The following is a 17,737-nucleotide window of genomic DNA, read 5'->3' on the forward strand; positions in this document are numbered from 1 at the left end:
GGTGTCTGATTCCGGTAATGGTTCGAACCTGTCGTGCACCCGGGTCCCGGCACGGACCGCGTATGCACCGAACGTAGCGTGAAGACATGGGCGAGCGACTGGTTGTTATCGGTGGTGACGCGACAGGCATGTCGGCGGCCTCGCAGGCGCGCCGGATGAAGGACTCGACCGCACTGGAGATCGTGGTCTTCGAGCGCGGCGAGTTCGCCTCGTTCTCGGCGTGCGGCATCCCGTACTGGGTGGGCGGCCACCTCAGCGAGCGGGACGCCCTGATCGCGCGCACAGCCGAAGAGCACCGCTCCCGCGAGATCGACCTGCGGATGCGCACCGAGGTGACCGAGATCGATGTCGCCGGAGGCCGGGTGCGTTTCCGCGCCCGCGATACCGGCACTCGAGCGTGGATGGCCTACGACCACCTGGTGATCGCCACCGGCGCCCGGCCGGTCCGTCCGCCGCTGCCGGGCATCGATGCGGGCGGCGTGCACGGCGTGCAGACCCTCGACGACGGCCAGGCATTACTGGAGACGCTGCAGCGAGCCCGGGGCAACCGCGCTGTGGTGGTCGGCGCGGGCTACATCGGCGTCGAAATGGCGGAGGCGCTGATCCGGCGCGGCTACGACGTCACGATGGTCAACCGTGGCGCCGCGCCGATGTCCACGCTCGATCCGGACATGGGTGCCATGGTCTGCGAGGCGATGTGCGGTATGGGCATCAAGGTCGTCGGCGAGGCGGAGGTCTCCGAGATCCGGACCGGGGACGACGGCCGGATCACCGCCGTGGTGACCGACACCGCCGAGTACCCGGCGGACGTCGTGGTCCTCGGCATCGGTGTGCAGCCGGAGACAGAGCTGGCACGCGCCGCGGGACTGCCGCTGGGAGAGCATGGCGGACTGCGGACCGATCTCGCCATGCGCGTACGCGGGCACGCGAATATCTGGGCGGGCGGCGATTGTGTCGAGGTCCTGGATCTGGTCTCCGGCCGCGAACGCCACATTCCGCTCGGCACGCACGCCAACAAGCACGGCCAGATCATCGGGGCCGGGATCGGCGGTGGATACGCGACCTTTCCCGGAGTGGTCGGCACCTCGGTGAGCAAGGTATGCCAACTGGAGGTGGCGCGCACGGGTTTGCGCGAAAAGGACGCGCGGGCAGCAGGCCTGCAGTACGTGACGGTCACCGTCGAATCCACCAGCCGCGCCGGCTATTACCCGGGTGCGGAGCCGATGACGGTGAAGATGCTGGCCGAGCGGCACACGGGCCGGCTGCTCGGCGTGCAGATCGTGGGACGCGAAGGCGCGGGCAAACGCGTCGACATCGCCGCCGTCGCACTGACCGCTGGGATGACCGTCGAGCAGATGACGATGTTGGACCTCGGCTACGCGCCGCCGTTCTCCCCGGTGTGGGATCCGGTTCTGGTCGCGGCCCGCAAAGCGGTGAGCGCCGTCCGTGAGCGCGGATAGCGGCGCGCTCAGCTGGTGGTGGCCTACCCGTTTCCGCGGCCTTCGCACGGCGCGTGCGAGCGGACCATGCCGCATGCTGCCCCAGCGGACCGAGGTCGGTATAGTCGCCGCGGATGAGTAGTGTCAGCGCCACAGCCGAAACGCCGATGTCCCATAACCGTCGACTCGGGCGTGTGCTGCGGCTGGCGCCGGTCTTGGCGGTCGCCTTCTCCGCTTTTTGTCTCCTGGCGCCGGTATGGCCCTTCCGGGAGATCACGGGAGGGTTCATCGATCTGCAGGTATATCGGCTCGGTGTCGATGCCATGCGACACGGCGCCGACATGTACGGCCAGCTGCCGCAGACCACGATCGGCGCGGGCCTTCCGTTCATCTATCCGCCGTTCGCCGCGCTCGCGCTGGGTCCGTTCGCGATGCTGCCCTGGGATGTGGCCGCGCTGAGTTTCTTCGTCTCCTCGGTGGCCGCGCTCACCATTGCGCTCTACGTGGTGGCGCGGCGGGTGTGGCCGGACGAGTCGCAGCGCAAGGTGGCGGTGTGGGCAACGGCCTGCGCGGCGCCGCTGGGACTGCTGCTCGAGCCGGTCCATTCGACGTTGGACTTCGGTCAGGTCAACCTGCTGTTGATGGCGCTGGTCGCCGCGGATTGCCTGACCCAGAAGCCGCGCTGGCGCCGGGGCATGCTGATCGGCATCGCCGCGGCGATCAAGCTGACACCGGCGGCATTCGTGCTGTACTTCCTGGTGCGCCGGGACTACCGCGCGGCGGCGACCGCTGCCGTCACCGGTGCCTGCGCAACGGCACTCGGCTTCGCGATCCTGCCGAAAGAATCAATCAAGTACTGGTTCGGTGGTCTCGGCAACGTGTCCGGGCTGAGCGGGTCCGCATTCCATACCAATCAGTCGATTCAGGCCGTGCTCTCCCGGTTCGAGGTGTCCGAGCCTGCCTTCACGGCGATCTGGCTGGTGCTCGGCGCCGCGCTGCTCGCACTGGTCGTCACCGCGATGCGCCGAGCTGCCGAGCTGCCCGCGCTCGCACTGGCCATCAACGCCGTCTTCACCCTGCTCGTCTCGCCGATCTCCTGGTCGCACCACTGGGTATGGATCGCGCCCGCATTGTTCGCTGTCGCCGGATACGCGACTCGTTTGCGTGGCAGGCACGCGATCTGCTGGTGGGCGACGTTCGCGGTCACCACGGCGGTATTCGTGATCGGTCCGCACAACTGGTTGCCCGATGGCGAGCATCGCGAATCGGCGTGGACGCCATGGCAGCACGTCATCGGCAACACCTACGTCTGGTACAGCGTGGTGCTGGTCGTGTTGTTCTTGTTCGGAAGCGGGCGCAGTGCCCCGCTGCGCCCGGAGCGGCCACACGCGGCGATCGACGCGGCCGCTGATGCCGCGACATCAGCTCGATGTGGCTAGCGGCCACCAGGATTCGATGCGCGGGAAAGAACCTGCCCGTCTTACGTCCGGTGCGGCAAGATGTTCAGAACCAGTGTGATCCCGGCCACGATGCTCCCGCACGCCACCAAGGTGGAGAAGGCTGACTGCGTGAGCGTCGCGATGCCGATCGAAAAGGCAAGGCACGTAGCTAAAGCAAGCGCGCCGGTTCCCCGTTCCACACCGGCGATCCGGCTTGGTCGGTGATCCGTCATAGCTGTGAGGTACCCAGGACGGCCGTTACGAAACCGTGATGCGAGGTCTGTTTTCTCCCATATTCATTCCGGGCGTACCGTACGGACGTACGGGTTTGGCAAGCGACCCCCGGAGTGGACGATGTGGGATCCTCGGCAGTACTTGGCTTTCGGCGACCACCGGTCCCGGCCCTTCTTCGACTTGCTGACCAGGGTCGGCGCCACTGAACCGCGGCGGGTGGTCGACCTCGGCTGCGGCCCGGGACATCTCACCGACGCACTCGCGCGGCGGTGGCCCGCTGCGTGCGTGCAGGCGCTCGACTCGTCACCCGACATGGTCGCGGCCGCGCGCGATCGCGGCATCGAAGCGACACTCGGCGCGGTGGAGGACTGGCAGCCAGGTGTGGATACCGATGTCGTCGTATGCAACGCTGTCCTGCACTGGGTGCCCGAACATCCCGCGTTGCTGACGAAATGGATGCGCCGACTGCCCGCGGACGCATGGTTGGCCATCCAGGTTCCCGGAAACTTCGACGCGCCCTCACATCGAGCGATCCGGCAGGTGGCCGCCCGAGGCGAATGGCGCGACCACCTCGGTCCGGCGGGCATCCTGGAACCTCCTGCAGTGCTCGATCCGGCGGGATACGCCGACCTGCTCGCCGCCGCGGGTGGCGTCGTCGATGCCTGGGAAACGACCTACCTGCAGCGTCTGGCCGGCGCGGACCCAGTGCTGAATTGGGTCACGGGGACCACGCTGCGCCCGGTCCGCGCGGCGCTCGATGATGAGCAGTGGCGTGAGTTCACCGCCCAGCTCGCCCCGCTCTTGCGGGATGCCTACCCACGCCGGGCCGATGGCACTACCTGGCTGCCGTTCCGCAGAGTGTTCGCCGTCGCCCAGAAGCGGTAGCCACCACATTCGGGCACTACCCGGCTACGGCGATCTGACACCTATTCCGGACTCACCATCGGCCGGCCGCGGATGTCCGCGGCCTGGCGGAGGGTTGACGGATGCCGCGTCGATCGCGATACTTCGATCGTCATAGCGATTGCGTATAACTTGTCCAGCGGCAACGCGACGGAGACAGATCAATGATGATCCATGCGGCAGTCGATGCCTTCCTGATGGCTCAGGTGGACGATCCTGTCCCCGAGGCTCCACCCAATTCGGACAAGATCCTCCAGCTACTCCGATACTTCACGTGGTTCGTGATCCTCTCCGGTGTCACCGGAATCATGTACGCGGGCGGAAGATTCGCCTGGGAGAAATGGCAGGGCGGTCCGCTCGCGTCGGCGAAAATGGTCGCGGGCGGCATGCTCGGCGGCGTCATCGCCACCAGCGCGGGGACGATCATGAACGCGCTGATCGGCTGAGCAGGTCCTGCGGCAGGGCGGCGTCGATTGCGGCGAGGCGAAATTCGGATTCGGCAATAGGCTGACCGCCGAATTCAGCTGGAGCGCAAAGCAAGAAAACGAATAGGCGCCGCCCATGGCGTACAGTTCGGGCGGCGCGGCCGGGGATTCGTTTCGGTTACGATCGGCAGCGTCGCCGCATCGGCTGATCGATGGACGGCGACAGCTGCAGGCTGCGCCTCCTAACTCACCTGATGACTGCGTCGAAATCTGCGAATGCAGGCCACATTCAGCTCACTGTGGTCCGCCGCGTAGAAGGCCTCAGATACACCAGACGACGCTACCGAGCGGAATGCATATGAAGGCCGAGCCGAAAGCCGGCGTCGCCGCGTCGGATGGCGTTTCGGCGGAGGCGGCGGGACCTGCGATGAGGCCAAGTGACAAGACCATTGCGGTCGCGGCGCAGATTTTCGTGATTCCTCTGGACATTGCGATCCTTCTACTGGATGACTCTTGAATCTGACTCACGGATTTCATGGTTCACCGTATGGCCGGCAAACGCTAGGCAAGGAAAAGTCAAGTTCGCTCGTGGTGCGTAACGGGAAGATCACCCCGAGGGACTTTTTCGGGGCGCGGGCCTCGAATCGCCCGCAGAAAAATACCGATAGCCTGTCGGAGGAAATCAAACCGTCCATGTCGCATGCGTTGTATCGGCCAGAAGGAACGTTGTGCCGGGTGACAGCAGTTCGGGAATTCTCTGCCGCCTCCCGTGGCGCGCGAAAGTGATCACATCGAAACGATCTTCGGATACGGACCCTGCCCGACTACCGGCGACCACTCGCCTCCCTCTTGCGTATCACCGGCTCGATCGGGTAGGCCGGATACCAGGAGGTGTTCGATGTCGTCGACACCCTATCCCGTGACGCGGACAGAAGAGGTCATCGTGCCGCCGGAACGTATCCGGCTGGCGGGGGTGCTGGCTGTCCCACAGGACTGCACCGCTGTGATTGCCTTCGCACACGGCAGCGGCAGTGGCAGGCACAGCCCGCGGAATCGTTTCGTTGCCGAGGTCCTGAATCGGGCCGGATTCGCGACGATGCTGGTCGACCTACTGACCCCGGACGAGGAGGGCGAGCGTTCGCGGATTTTCGATATCGAGTTGCTCGCCCAACGCCTGATCGAGACGACCCGCTGGCTGCGGACGCGTCCCGAATTGAGCGGACTGCCGACCGGTTACTTCGGAGCCAGCACCGGCGCCGCAGCGGCGCTGTGGGCGTCCACCGAACCCGGCGCCGAGATCGCGGCCATTGTCTCCCGCGGTGGTCGCCCCGACCTGGCCGGTCCGCGGCTGGCGCAGGTCCGGCCGCCGACGCTGCTCATCGTCGGCGGCAACGACCACTGGGTGCTCGAGGCCAACCGGGCGGCCCGGCTGCGGATGCCGTGCCCGAGTGAGATCGACGTGGTGCCCGGCGCGACACATCTGTTCGAGGAACCGGGCGCACTGGAACAGGTGGCGGATCTCGCCCGCGACTGGTTCCACCGCCATCTCACGGTCGTGCGGCGGTGAACACCACCGGGAAGTCATCGGGTCGCGACGCGACGCGGGTACCGAAGTCGTGGCTGATGTGCTCCATCATCTCGCACAGCCAGCGAGCTTCGCCCCGGGTGGCCCACTCGAGGCGCATGTGCCGTTCTCGCAGCGGAATCATGCGCACCTGCACCGTGTCGGCATCGATGGACGCGAGATAGAGCAAATGCAGTTCGGTGCGGTACCGCTCGTGACCGTGGATGCCCTCGTAGTCATCGATGACATCGCCGCATCCGTACAGAATCGGTTTGCCGCGGTAGATCTCGATCGGCCGCGGATGGTGTGCGGAATGTCCGTGTACGACATCGACCCCGGCGTCGATCAAACGATGCGCGAACTGCTTTTCGCTCGACGCCACCCCGTAGCCCCAGTTCGGTCCCCAATGCACTGAGACAATGGCGATATCGTGGTCGCGCTTGTGCGCCAATACTTTTGCGGCCACGTCATCGGCGGCCCGAGCGCTCGGTGATTCGCCGACCCGCCACAAGCCCGGCCGGTCGTGTCGCGCCGCCCAGGATTCCGGAACCCCGCTGGATCCGCCGGCGACCGAGACGATCACGACCCGGTGTTCGTGGTCGAGGTCCACGATCGCGGGTGCCTGTGCCTCGTTCAGATTCGCGCCCGCCCCGGCACGGCGGATGCCTGGGGAGTCGAGCGCTTCGAGGGTGTCGGCCAGCCCTGGGATACCGAAGTCGAGGACGTGATTGTTGGCCAAAGCGCAGACGACCGGCGCGATCGCGGTCAACACCGGCAAATTGTCCGGGTTCATCCGATAGTGGACGCTTTTGCCGGGCGCGAACAAGCCACCCGCGGTGATCGAGGTCTCCAGGTTGATCAGTCGAACCTCGGGGTCGACCTGGGAGAGCAGCGAGAGGACCGCACCCCAGGGCCGACCGTAATCGACCGGATAGGCGAACGCACCATATGCCCGCTCGGCCAGCTCCACATAGGTTCGCGCATCGTCGACGTACGGTTCGTGCAGCGTCGGCTCGCCCGGATGCGCCAGAATCTGGTCCACACCCCGGCCCAGCATGACGTCGCCGCCCAGCAGAACCGTCGACATACCACCATTGTCGATCTTCCGCCGGCCATGCGCTCGTGCAGGGACACGCTCGCGAGCGGGAAAATGCGCTCGGTGGTTCGCAACCACGCCCAGGATCGCGGAGCCGCACGGAGTCGGGTGTGGCCGGGAACGGATCAGCGGTTGGCCATCGAGAGCAACTGTTGCGGGTCGTCGGCATAGACCGTGGCGATGACGTTGGCGCGGGCCGCGAGATCGCGGGCGAGGTCACGGATGTCGACCGGTGCGGTCGGGTCGTTGTCGATCGCGATCAGCAAGTCTCGGGTATGGATCGCCGTTGCCTGCGCGCAGTGTCGCAAGCGCGCCTTGGCCACAGTGTCGAGCGCGGCGGGACTGAGGTAGCGCTGAATGTGCTCACCGCGGTCGGTGACCTGGTTGACGATCGGTTCCGTGGCCGCGTCGGTGAGCCATCGTTCCGCGTCGGCCGTAATTTCGAAGACCAGATCGTGGTCGCGGATATCGGTCGGATTCAGCGAGCTGGTCAGCAGGGCCATGCTCGCCCGCCCGATCGCGAGGAACCCGCTCATAGCGTGGGCGAGCAGGACATCCGGGTTTGCTGTGGGCAATTGGTGGAGCCGTTGCCCGACGACGGTCACCCAGCAGGCGAGATGCTCGGCCCCCGTGTCAATCGACGTCAGTGTCGGCATAGCGCGACCATACGCTGTTGCGCACACGCGACACACAGCGAAACGCTGAAAGTTCGCCGGATATCGTTGCCACGGGGAACGGATGGCCCGGCCGCGGCGAGCATTGGATCCGGATCCGAGGGGTTCCGGGTCGGGAACGATCGACCCTCTGAGCATCGGTTTTCCAGCGCTTCGTCGGCTTTTTCGCCAGGGCGCAGCGACGTGCGTGGCAGCTGTTGCCTCCGTTCGAGAAGCGTGTCAATCCGGCATGACGGGAGAGTCGGCATCTAGCCCGAGTGTTGCTGACCGCAGGGGAGTGCTGCGGATCGGATGGTGTCTCGCATTCGCGGTTTTCTGTATCGGATGCCGGGTACGCCCGCCACGAGCCGGCCCGGCAATCGACCGGCTTCTCGCAGCCCGGCAGGAGGTGACGATGCGTATCGGATACAAATTGGCGGCCGAGGCATACGGTCCGAATGAGCTTGTCCGCCAGGCGATTCGCGCGGACGAGCTCGGATTCGACTTCGTCGAGATCAGTGACCACTTCCATCCGTGGCTGGACAATCAGGGCCATTCACCATTCGCCTGGACCGTGCTCGGCGCCATCGCGGCGAAGACCGAGCGGATCCACCTGGCCACCGGCGTGACCTGCCCGATCCTGCGATACCACCCCGCGATCATCGCGCAGGCCGCAGCCACCCTGGCGATCCTGTCCGGCAACCGGTTCACGCTGGGGGTCGGCTCGGGTGAACGCCTCAATGAGCATGTGGTCGGTGGTGAGTTTCCTCCGGTGCGTATCCGGCAACGGATGCTGCGCGAGGCGCTCGAGATCATCCGGCTGCTCTGGCGCGGTGGCTATCACTCCTACGATGGGGAATTCCTGACCATCTCCGAGACCCGGGTTTTCGATCTGCCCGATGAGCCTGCGCCGATCGCTGTCGCCGCGGGTGGCCCGGAAGCAGCTCGAATCGCCGCGGAACTCGGGGATGGCCTGTTCGCCACCGAACCGAAGCCGGACCTCGTCGAGGACTACCGCGCAGCGGGTGGCTCGGGTCCGCGTTACGCGGAGGTCGCCGTGGCCTGGGCTCCGGACGAGGAGACGGCCGCCAAGGCAGTGCTGGACACGACGCGGTGGGCGGTCACCGGGTGGAAAGTAATGAGCGAACTACCCAACCCGGTCAACTTCGCCGCCGCGACCACCACGGTCCGTCTGGAAGATATCCTCCACAACTTCGCCTGCGGCCCCGACCCGGCCCGCTATCTGGACGCCGCGAAGCAGTACAGCGACGCGGGTTTCGATCATCTCGTCATGCAGAACGCGGGTCCCGACCCGGACGGCTTTCTCGACTTCTACCGGCGCGAACTCGACGAACCCCTGCGCGCGCTGAGCCCGAGCAGCTGAACCGCGGCTGAATTCCTTCGGCCGCTCCCGGAAATCGATCCGAGGGCAATGACGTACTGCGTTCGGGCCAGGTTCCGGCTTACGGAGCGAGGGGATTGTTGCGCGTGACGATCAAGGGATCGGTCGGCGTGAAGGGCAGGTCCGGGAGTTCGTCCAGGGCGACGCCGAAGGTCGCGGCGAGCACCGCACGAGAGTAGGCGCTCATCGAGGCGCGGTAGCCGATGTCCGCGGGTGTCGGTTGGTCGAAGAAGATGAGCAGGTGGATACGCGGCGCATCGATCACTTCGATGTGATGGGGATACGCGCGCGGTACGAAGTACACCTCACCCTCGCTGACGGTGTAGGTGTCCAGGGCGCCATCGGGATTCATGATCGTCATGCGGGCACAACCCTGATGAACGTAGCCCATTTCCGCGGTGACGGGATGCCAATGTGGTTCGCGCATGCCGTCTTCCCGGACTCGCAGCGAGTACATCGAGAGGTCGCGCAGTGCGGGCCAGAACTGTTCCCGTGCGGTCCGCGCGGAGCCGACCGGGGAATCCACCGAAGCCGGCATTGCTTCGATGGCGAAGTGGTGCGGGTCACCGAAATGGGCGGTGAACGGGATTTCCGGATCGCCCGCGCGGCGCACGATGAGTCGGGCTGTGGTGCTGCGCCGGATCTCGGCGAAGTCCGCGGCGGGCAGATCGTAGGTGTTGCCGAGCACGGAGTCGGTCATCGCGCCGAGCGCGGCGCTGAATCCGAAGTCCTCGGGTCGTTCGTGGCGAAAGGCGAGGATGAATTCCGCGTCGGTCTCGCCGATATTCTCCACGTGATGCAGCGCGCCGGAATCGATGTGGAACATTTCCCCGGCGCTCACCAGAAAGGAGGAGAAATTGCTGCCGTTGTCCAGCACCGAAACCAGCGCCTGCCCCGCGGTGCAGTAGGTGAGTTCGGTGGCGTTGGCGTGCCAGTGCGGTTCGCGGATCGCACCGGGCGTCAGAGTGAGACGTTTGATGGAGAGATTGCTGAGAATCGGGAAGTTGTCGGCGGTGAGCCTGGTCAGCGAGCCGAGTTCGCCGCGGTAGATCTCTTCGCCCTGCCACAGAGAGGCGACGTGAATCGAGGGAATGCGCACGGTTCCTCCTGGCTCGCGGATCGAAGTGCGGTTCGGGTCCGATCATGCCGGTAATCTCGGCGAACGCACGCGGGTATGGAAGCATTGGGAGCAATGCCGTTACATACCGTCGAGGACTTTCGGCAGACTGTTCGGCAGACAGCTTTTTCGACAGAGAGTTGCCGGTCGGGAAAGCCGCCGGAATATGTTGTGCCGCACGACTCCAGCTGCCGGCGACAATCGAAATACCGATAGCCTGGAAATGTTGCCGACCATCCGCTCGGTCCTTCGGTGGCGTCACCCACGGAAGGATGACCTCGGCATCCGAGGCGAATCAGAGGGCCGATGCGTGGACAAGACGTCGCGCCGGCGAACTGTGCGGCGGACCGACCGATCAGCCCGCGAACCAGCGGCCGAGCCGAGCGGCAGCTGAGGCGGCCTTCTCTTCGGCGAGCGCCACCGAGGGTGCGGAGAACGGCGCCACCGGCGCCGGACCGGAGAGGAAATCGGCATCGACCTTGCCGACCAGCCCCCCGCCGAACTCGATATGGCACACGCCCCGGCCGTGGAACCGCTCGGACGGCGTCGATCCACGCACCTTCGCGGCGATGCCCGCCGCGACCGTGCGGGCGGCGTCCTCGGCGAAGACACCCGCACGCGGGACCGGGGCATCGGCGCAGTCGCCGATGGCGTAGACGCCCGGATAGGGCGTTTCGAGGGTGCGCGGGTCGACGGCGATCCAGCCATCGGTCCCGCCCGCAGTCAGCCCTGACGCCTCGACGACGGCTGGGACTCGATGCTTCGGGATCCCGATGAACAGGTCGTAGGCGAGATCACCGGCCCGGGTGAGCGCCACGTGCCTGCTCGGATCGAGGGCGTGCACCTTGCGCCCGGGGCAGTACTCGATGCCGCGCTGGGTCAGCGCCTCGACGAGGGCGGCAGAGCTATCCGGGGACACCGGGATCGGCGAGTCCATCGGAGTGATCACCTGCATGTGGGTACGGGCGCGCACGCCGCGCCGAATCAGCTTCTCGTGCAGGAGCATCGCACCCTCGTAGGGCGCGGGCGGGCACTTGAAGGGGACGCTCAGGATCGCGAGGATCACTGTCCCGCCGTCGAAGCTGTCGAGCCGGTCCCGCAATCGGCATGTGCCGTCCATCGAGTAGTACTCGTACCCGTCGTCGACGAACCCAGGGGTCGCGGCCGGGTCGTAGTCGGCGCCGAGCGCCACGACGAGGATGTCCGGCTCGTATTCGGATCGGTCGGTCACCACATGGCGGGTCCGCGGGTCGATCGCGGTGACTTCTTCCCGCCGGAATTCGACACCTTGGTGCGCGAGGTCGCGGTAGGGAACCCGAACAGCGTGCGGCGGCACGTCCCGGAACAGGACCTCCAGCTTGGCGAAGCCGAAGTAAAAGGAGTCGTTCCGGTCGACGAGGACGACCGAGACTTCGCCGGGTAGGGAACCCGACAGACATGTGGCCAACTCCAACCCCCCGAACCCGGCACCGAGAATGAGCACGGTTCGCATGTCGCCATTCTTCACCCGGACCACCACTTGCGTGGGTGGAACGACCAGGTTGCCCCAGGTGCGAGCCGAGGCTCAGCGCAGTGGGACCTTCCAGCACAGCCGAGTCCCGGTCGGCTGCCCCGCTGGGCCGGTGCCGGAGGCGATCGTGAAGGTCCCGTTGGCTTCCTCGGCGCGCCGGGCCAGGTTCGTCAGGCCGCTGCGGGTGACATTCGCGGCCATTCCGCAGCCGTCGTCCTCGACGAGGATGGTCAGGTCATCGGCGACCGCGATGGCGACCGACACCGACTGGGCGCCGGAGTGCCGGACCGCGTTGCTGACCGCCTCGCGCACCACGGCTTCCGCATGGTCGGCCAACTCGGGTTCGATCACGGAGAGAGGCCCGGAAATGTGGACGGATGTACGGATCGGACAGGACCGGGTCTGCTGCCGGATCGCCTCCTCGATCCGCTGCCGGACCCGGGCGCTGTGGCCGTCGCCGCCGTGCAGATCGAAGATCGAGGTACGGATTTCCTGGACCACGTCCTGTAGGTCGTTGATCGCGTCGGCGAGCCGCTCCCGTACTTCGGGCACGCGCGATCGGGGCACAATGCCCTGCAGGCTGAGGCCGACGGCGAACAGCCGCTGGATGACGTGGTCGTGCAGATCCCGGGCGATCCGGTCGCGGTCGGACAAAATATCCAGTTCCCGCATGCGCCGTTGCGCGTCGGCCAATTGGATCGCCAGCGCCGCCTGGTTGGCGAAGACGGCGGTCAATTCGAGAGTTTCGTCCTCGTACGGCGCCGACTCCACCGAACGCAGCGCTATCAGCACACCGACGGTGGAGTCGGATGTCTGCATGGGCAGGACCAGTGCCGGCCCGGCGTCCGGGAAGATCTTGCCGAGATCGGCGCGGCGCGTGTCGTCGAGACGCTGCGGTGCCCGCAGCTGGAACGCCTTACCGATCGTGGTGTCCCCGAAGGGGAGCTTGACGGGCTGTTGGTTGGCTTCGGCGCCCGCGGCATGCGTGATCAGGAGTTCGGTGATGTCCGCCGGGCTGTTGTCGGGGTCCGGGACGACCGCGAGAAACATCTGCTCGGAGCCGGTGAGCCGACGCGTCGCGTCGACCAGATTCGCCAGCACCTGGTCGGATGCGGTGCCCGCGAGAAATTCGGTGGTGATGTCGCGAGTGGCCTCGATCCAGGCCTGCCGGGTGCGCGCGGATTCGTACAGGTGGGCGTTGTCGATGGCGATGCCGGCCGCCGCGGCCAAGGCCCGCACGATGACCTCGTCGTCCTCGGTGAACGGCTGGCCGTTGGCCTTTTCCGTGAGATACAGGTTGCCGAAGACCTCGTCGCGAATGCGGACGGGGACGCCGAGAAAGGTGCGCATCGGCGGATGATGCGCGGGGAATCCGACCGAGGAAGGATGGTCCGCCAGGTTGTCCAGCCGGATCGGTTTGGGCTGGCTGAACAACAATCCGAGGACACCGTGACCTTGCGGGAGATCACCGATCAGTTTCCTGGTCGGTGCGTCGATGCCTTCGTAGACGAACTGGATGAGTTGCTGTTCGTGGCCGCGGATGCCGAGTGCGCCGTAGCGAGCGTCGACGAGAGAGGTGGCGGCCTGCACGATCGTGTGCAGGGTGCGATCGATGTCCAGGCCGGAGGTAACCGAGAGCATCGCCTCGATCAGGCCGTCCATCCGGTCGCGGGCGTCGATGATCTGCTCGACGCGGTCCTTGACTTCGGCGAGCAGCTCCCGCAGCCGCAGCTGCGACAGCGTGTCGCGCACCGAGTAGGTATCGCTCAGCGGGTCATCGGTCATGATGGTTCCCGCGTCCCGGTTCGTGCATGGCAGGGGCCATAGAGCAAGGTTATTTCACGCACTGCTCGAAGTGAACGCACGGCAACCCGGCCACGGAAGTGGCGCGTGGCCGAATTCAGCTGATCAGCCGTCGGGCCCGAGTGCGTGCGCGGGTCGCGTTCGGCCAGCTGGGCGGCGGACGGGCCGGTAGCAGTGGCGAAGATCAGAAGTCGACCGTGGACCCGGATGACCGCGTCCGCAGTTTCGACGCGTAGACGGCCGCCTGGGTGCGCCGTTCGAGACCGAGCTTGGCCAGCAATCGGGAGACGTAGTTCTTGACCGTTTTCTCGGCCAAGAACATGCGCTGCGCGATCTGCCGGTTGGTGAGGCCCTCACCGAGTAGATCGAGCAGTTTGCGCTCCTGGTCGGTGAGTCCGGCCAATGGGCCATCCTGCTGGGTGTTCGCGCGAAACCGCTGCATCAGGGCGGCGGCCGCGCGGTTGTCGAGCAGTGAGCGTCCGGCACCGATCTCCTTGATGGCCTTCGCCAGCTCCATTCCTTTGATGTCCTTGACGACGTACCCGCTGGCGCCGGCGAGGATGGCGTCGAGCATGGCTTGTTCATCGGTGAACGAGGTGAGGATCAGACAGCGCAGATCCTCGAGTTTGGACAGCAGATCGCGGCAGAGCTCGATGCCGTTGCCGTCCGGCAGACGCACATCGAGCACGGCGACGTCCGGCCGCAGCGCAGGGATGCGGGCCAGAGCCTGTGCGACGTTGCCCGCCTCGCCGACGACGGACAGTTCCGGGTCCGCCGAGAGCAGATCGACCAGGCCGCGGCGGACTATTTCGTGGTCGTCGACCAGAAACACCGTGATCATGGTGGCGTCCAATCCGGAAAGAAGCGGTGGGGTCGACACTACGCAGCACAGTGGCCCTCTGGGTGGGGACCAAGGTCCCTTTTTCCGGACGACCGTTCGTCACATCGGCGTCCGACGGGCTCGGAGTTCGTCGAAGCATCGCACCGTAGCCGGCCCGGCGCCTGGGCTGATCCGTGGCGGATGGCCCCGCATTCGGTGACTTTCGACTGCTATCTGCGCGGCCGCATCGCGCGATGCTGAAGGAGGGCCAAGGCGGCGGTATAGCCAGCTGGAAGGTGCATATCCGTGGTTGAGTTCAACGGGCACGCGATGCCGCGAGCACATCCCGGCCGCGACACGCTTCGGATCGCCCTCGCCGCGGCGGTGCGGGCGCCATCGGTGCACAACACCCAGCCATGGTTGTGGCGGGTCGGTGACAGCACCGTGGACCTCTATGCCGACGAGAGCCGATGGCTGCCGCATACGGACCCGGATGGCCGCGATCTGCTGTTGAGTTGTGGGGCGGCACTGCATCATCTGCGCGTAGCGGTGCGCGGATTCGGGTGGGAGACAGTGATCCATCGACTGCCGGATCCTGCCGAGCCACGGCACCTGGCCGTCGTCGAATTCCAGGCCGCCGCCGCCACTCCCGAAGCGATTCGGATGGCCGGCGCCATCGACCGGCGGCATAGCGATCGCCGGCAATACGCCGCCAGGACCGTACCCGGCGCATACCTCGCGGCCGTCGCCGCCGCTGCCGGGAACGGGGTCCATGTGCGCGGCGTCGATGCCGAACCTGGTCGGACCCAGTTGCTGCTCGCATTCGAGCAGGCGGCCTGGGAACACGCCCGCGACTTTTCCTACGGTCTGGAACTCGCGCAGTGGAGCGGCAGGCACGGCGCACCTGGGCATGCGGTGCTGCTGGCCGCCGATCCGACCGTGCGGCCGTTCTCGAATCCAGGGCTGCCGCAGGCGGTTATCGGCGATGGCGAGGCCGCCGACCGGCTGCTGCTGCTCAGTACGCCCAGAGACGATCGGATGTCACGATTGCGGGCCGGCGAGGCCGTCAGCGCGGTGTTGCTGGCCGCTACGACACTCGGTCTGGCGACCTGCCCATTGACGGAGCCGCTGGAGCTGTCCGGCACCAGAAACCGGATCCGCACGAATGTTCTCGGTGAGAACGGTTACCCGCACATCGTCGTCCGGATCGGTTGGGCGCAAGAGGGTGCCGGCCCGGTGCCGGCAACACCCCGCCGTCCACTCGACGAAGTGCTGCATCCGCTGGACCCGGCTGTCTCTGACGCGGGTGCTCGAGAGAGGTGATCCAGGTGCCGCAGTATCCCTCGCCCGTGGTTCGGCTGTGGCGATCGCAGCCGTGGAGCGCCAATCCGCTGATGCGCGCCTCGGACCGCTGGGAGGCGCTGGTGCGACTGCTGGCCGCGGTGGTGGTCCTGATCGCGGTTCCGGTGGCGGGTGCGGCCGGGACAGCGGGTTACACCTGCGCCGTAGCGCGGATTCGTACCGAGAACGCCGAGAAAGTCGCGGTGACGGCCACCGTAACCGGTGAACCGGAGCGGAGGGTGACGGCAGCCCGCTACGAGGGCATTCAAGAACAGCGCGAAGCCCCCGTGCGTTGGACCTACGGCGACCGGGAACACACCGCGACCGTGGAGGTTCCCGGTGCGACCGAACTCGGCGGCCGCGTCACGGTGTGGCTCGGCTCGGATGAAAGCGTCACCACGCCGCCGCGGCCGGCCTCCGACGCGGCCTGGGCCGGAATACTGGCCGGTTTGGCGGCGCTGGCCGGAATATGTTGTGCTGCCGTAGCTCTGGTGCTGACTACCAGCTGGTTGCTGGGCCGGATGCACAGCGCGGCCTGGGAGTCCGAGTGGCGGCGGATGAGCAGGCCGATCGGCACGGACACCTAGTGACGCATGCGGAGCGTGCACCATGACGGAACTGCGACCTCTCGATTCGGGCTTCATGGAACTGGAGGACGCCGACCGGCACCTCAGTCTCGGCATCGGTGCGGTAGCCATCATTTCCGGCATGCCGCCGAGCCGGGATGAACTCAGCGCCATGCTCACCAAAGGCATGGAACAGAACATCCGCCTGCGCCAGAAGGTCCGCCGAATGCCGCTCGACCTGGCCACGCCGGTGTGGGAGAACGACCCGAATTTCGATCTCGCGCACCACGTCAAATGGACCGCGCTGCCGGAGCCCGGCGACGAGCCTGCCCTGTGCGAACTCGTCGCGACCGAACTGGAAGAGCGGTTCGACCGCGATCACCCGCTCTGGCAGTGCGTCGTGGTGGAACATCTCGCCGGGGACCGGTGGGCGCTGATCGTCAGAGCGCATCACAGTCTGGTCGACGGCGTATCGGGAATCTCGGTCTTCGAGAATCTCTGCGATCCGGTCGCGGCGCAGCCGGACCAGGCTGCGCCGCAGTCGCGGGTCTGTGCGGCGCTGAAATGGCTGGGTTTCGCTCGCCGCGGAGTCCGGCTGCCCGTCATCATGCCGCGATACCTGATCGGCGTGCTGCGCACTCTGGTCCCGTTGGCTGCCGCCGCCGTCTCTCCGGCCGCCGCGTGTTCGCTCAATGGCCCCATCGGGCGCCAGCGCCGGTACGTGGTCGCACGCGCCGCGCTGTCGGATTTCCGGGCGATCGGCGCGGCGTTCGGTGCCACCGTCAACGATGTGGTTCTGACCGTCGTCGCTGCCGCCTACCGTGATCTTTTGCTCAGCCGGAACGAGCGGCCGACCCCCGACAAGCTGCGCATTCTGGTTCCGGTGTCGATGCGGGCCGCCGAGGGGAAATATGCTCTCGACAACCGTGTTTCGGCGATGCTGCCATTCCTGCCGATCGATGTGGCCGATCCGGTCGAGCGACTGGACGTGATTCGCGCGCGGATGTCGAGGCACAAGTCGAGCGGGGAGGCCCGCGCGGAGAGTTCGATAATCGCGCTTGTGGGGCGGTTGCCCTTTGCGCCTATGGCGTGGGGTATCCGGCTGCTGGCACGCTTCCCGCAGCGAAGTGTCGGCGCCATCGCGACCAATGTGCCCGGCCCGCGTCACGAACTGACCATCCGCGGACGGAGGGTGTTGGAGTTGCTACCGGTGGTGCCGATCGCCATGCGGTTGCGCACCGCGATCGCGATCCTCAGTTATGCCGACCGTCTGACGTTCGGCGTCACCGGAGACTACGACACCGCACCCGATATCGCCGTGATCGCCGACGGTATCGGGCGGGAGATCCAGCGGCTACGGGAACACGCCGAGGTACGGCGGCTGCGTCGGCCGATCTAGCCGGTCCCCGCATCGCGCCGCGCCCT

At 66.5% G+C, this 17,737-nt stretch carries 16 protein-coding genes; 10 read left to right on the forward strand and 6 right to left on the reverse strand.

Annotated elements, in window-relative coordinates; genetic code table 11:
* Positions 1-86: 86 nt before the first annotated feature.
* From ACT86A_RS22950 to ACT86A_RS22975, 6 genes are all read left to right on the forward strand, one after another.
* Positions 87-1,460, forward strand: coding sequence for an FAD-dependent oxidoreductase (locus ACT86A_RS22950; RefSeq protein ID WP_445094260.1), 1,374 nt, complete (start codon positions 87-89; stop codon positions 1,458-1,460).
* A gap of 113 nt (positions 1,461-1,573) precedes the next feature.
* The gene (locus ACT86A_RS22955; protein ID WP_445094261.1) at positions 1,574-2,878 is read left to right on the forward strand and encodes a glycosyltransferase 87 family protein; all 1,305 of its coding nucleotides are present in this window, start codon (positions 1,574-1,576) and stop codon (positions 2,876-2,878) included.
* A gap of 354 nt (positions 2,879-3,232) precedes the next feature.
* Entirely contained in the window at positions 3,233-3,997 is a 765-nt protein-coding gene (locus tag ACT86A_RS22960; RefSeq protein WP_445094262.1) for a trans-aconitate 2-methyltransferase, read from the forward strand.
* A gap of 185 nt (positions 3,998-4,182) precedes the next feature.
* Positions 4,183-4,461, forward strand: coding sequence for a hypothetical protein (locus ACT86A_RS22965; protein WP_445094263.1), 279 nt, complete (start codon positions 4,183-4,185; stop codon positions 4,459-4,461).
* A 337-nt stretch (positions 4,462-4,798) separates the two neighbouring features.
* The gene (locus ACT86A_RS22970; RefSeq protein ID WP_445094264.1) at positions 4,799-4,957 is read left to right on the forward strand and encodes a hypothetical protein; all 159 of its coding nucleotides are present in this window, start codon (positions 4,799-4,801) and stop codon (positions 4,955-4,957) included.
* Between the two features lie 381 nt (positions 4,958-5,338).
* Positions 5,339-6,007, forward strand: a complete 669-nt coding sequence (locus tag ACT86A_RS22975; protein WP_445094265.1) for a dienelactone hydrolase family protein — start codon at positions 5,339-5,341, stop codon at positions 6,005-6,007.
* Here ACT86A_RS22975 and ACT86A_RS22980 read toward each other — a convergent pair.
* Both ACT86A_RS22980 and ACT86A_RS22985 read right to left on the reverse strand, forming a co-directional pair.
* Complete coding sequence (locus ACT86A_RS22980; RefSeq protein ID WP_445094266.1) at positions 5,988-7,091, reverse strand: CapA family protein; 1,104 nt, start codon at positions 7,089-7,091, stop codon at positions 5,988-5,990. The genes ACT86A_RS22975 and ACT86A_RS22980 overlap by 20 nt on opposite strands.
* 134 nt (positions 7,092-7,225) lie before the next feature.
* Positions 7,226-7,756, reverse strand: a complete 531-nt coding sequence (locus tag ACT86A_RS22985; RefSeq protein WP_445094267.1) for a hypothetical protein — start codon at positions 7,754-7,756, stop codon at positions 7,226-7,228.
* A 412-nt stretch (positions 7,757-8,168) separates the two neighbouring features.
* On the opposite strand from ACT86A_RS22985, the gene ACT86A_RS22990 reads away from it, so the two are divergent.
* Entirely contained in the window at positions 8,169-9,137 is a 969-nt protein-coding gene (locus tag ACT86A_RS22990) for a TIGR03557 family F420-dependent LLM class oxidoreductase (RefSeq protein WP_445094268.1), read from the forward strand.
* A 79-nt stretch (positions 9,138-9,216) separates the two neighbouring features.
* Here ACT86A_RS22990 and ACT86A_RS22995 read toward each other — a convergent pair whose 3' ends face one another.
* From ACT86A_RS22995 to ACT86A_RS23010, 4 genes are all read right to left on the reverse strand, one after another.
* The gene (locus ACT86A_RS22995) at positions 9,217-10,254 is read right to left on the reverse strand and encodes a cupin domain-containing protein (protein WP_445094269.1); all 1,038 of its coding nucleotides are present in this window, start codon (positions 10,252-10,254) and stop codon (positions 9,217-9,219) included.
* A 373-nt stretch (positions 10,255-10,627) separates the two neighbouring features.
* Positions 10,628-11,764: an NAD(P)/FAD-dependent oxidoreductase gene (locus tag ACT86A_RS23000; protein WP_445094270.1), complete on the reverse strand. Its 1,137-nt coding sequence runs from the start codon at positions 11,762-11,764 to the stop codon at positions 10,628-10,630.
* 72 nt (positions 11,765-11,836) lie between these two features.
* Positions 11,837-13,567: a GAF domain-containing sensor histidine kinase gene (locus ACT86A_RS23005; RefSeq protein ID WP_445094271.1), complete on the reverse strand. Its 1,731-nt coding sequence runs from the start codon at positions 13,565-13,567 to the stop codon at positions 11,837-11,839.
* A gap of 202 nt (positions 13,568-13,769) precedes the next feature.
* Entirely contained in the window at positions 13,770-14,426 is a 657-nt protein-coding gene (locus tag ACT86A_RS23010) for a response regulator (protein WP_445094291.1), read from the reverse strand.
* A 285-nt stretch (positions 14,427-14,711) separates the two neighbouring features.
* On the opposite strand from ACT86A_RS23010, the gene ACT86A_RS23015 reads away from it, so the two are divergent.
* The 3 genes from ACT86A_RS23015 to ACT86A_RS23025 are packed head-to-tail and all read left to right on the forward strand — an operon-like array spanning position 14,712 to position 17,711.
* On the forward strand, positions 14,712-15,728 hold the full coding sequence (locus ACT86A_RS23015; RefSeq protein WP_445094272.1) for an Acg family FMN-binding oxidoreductase: 1,017 nt from the start codon (positions 14,712-14,714) through the stop codon (positions 15,726-15,728).
* Positions 15,729-15,733: 5 nt separating this feature from the next.
* Positions 15,734-16,333: an Rv1733c family protein gene (locus ACT86A_RS23020; protein ID WP_445094273.1), complete on the forward strand. Its 600-nt coding sequence runs from the start codon at positions 15,734-15,736 to the stop codon at positions 16,331-16,333.
* Between the two features lie 22 nt (positions 16,334-16,355).
* Positions 16,356-17,711, forward strand: a complete 1,356-nt coding sequence (locus ACT86A_RS23025) for a wax ester/triacylglycerol synthase family O-acyltransferase (protein ID WP_445094274.1) — start codon at positions 16,356-16,358, stop codon at positions 17,709-17,711.
* The last annotated feature ends 26 nt before the right edge of the window (positions 17,712-17,737 follow it).

It is taken from the genome of Nocardia glycosmidis (genome assembly GCF_052545115.1).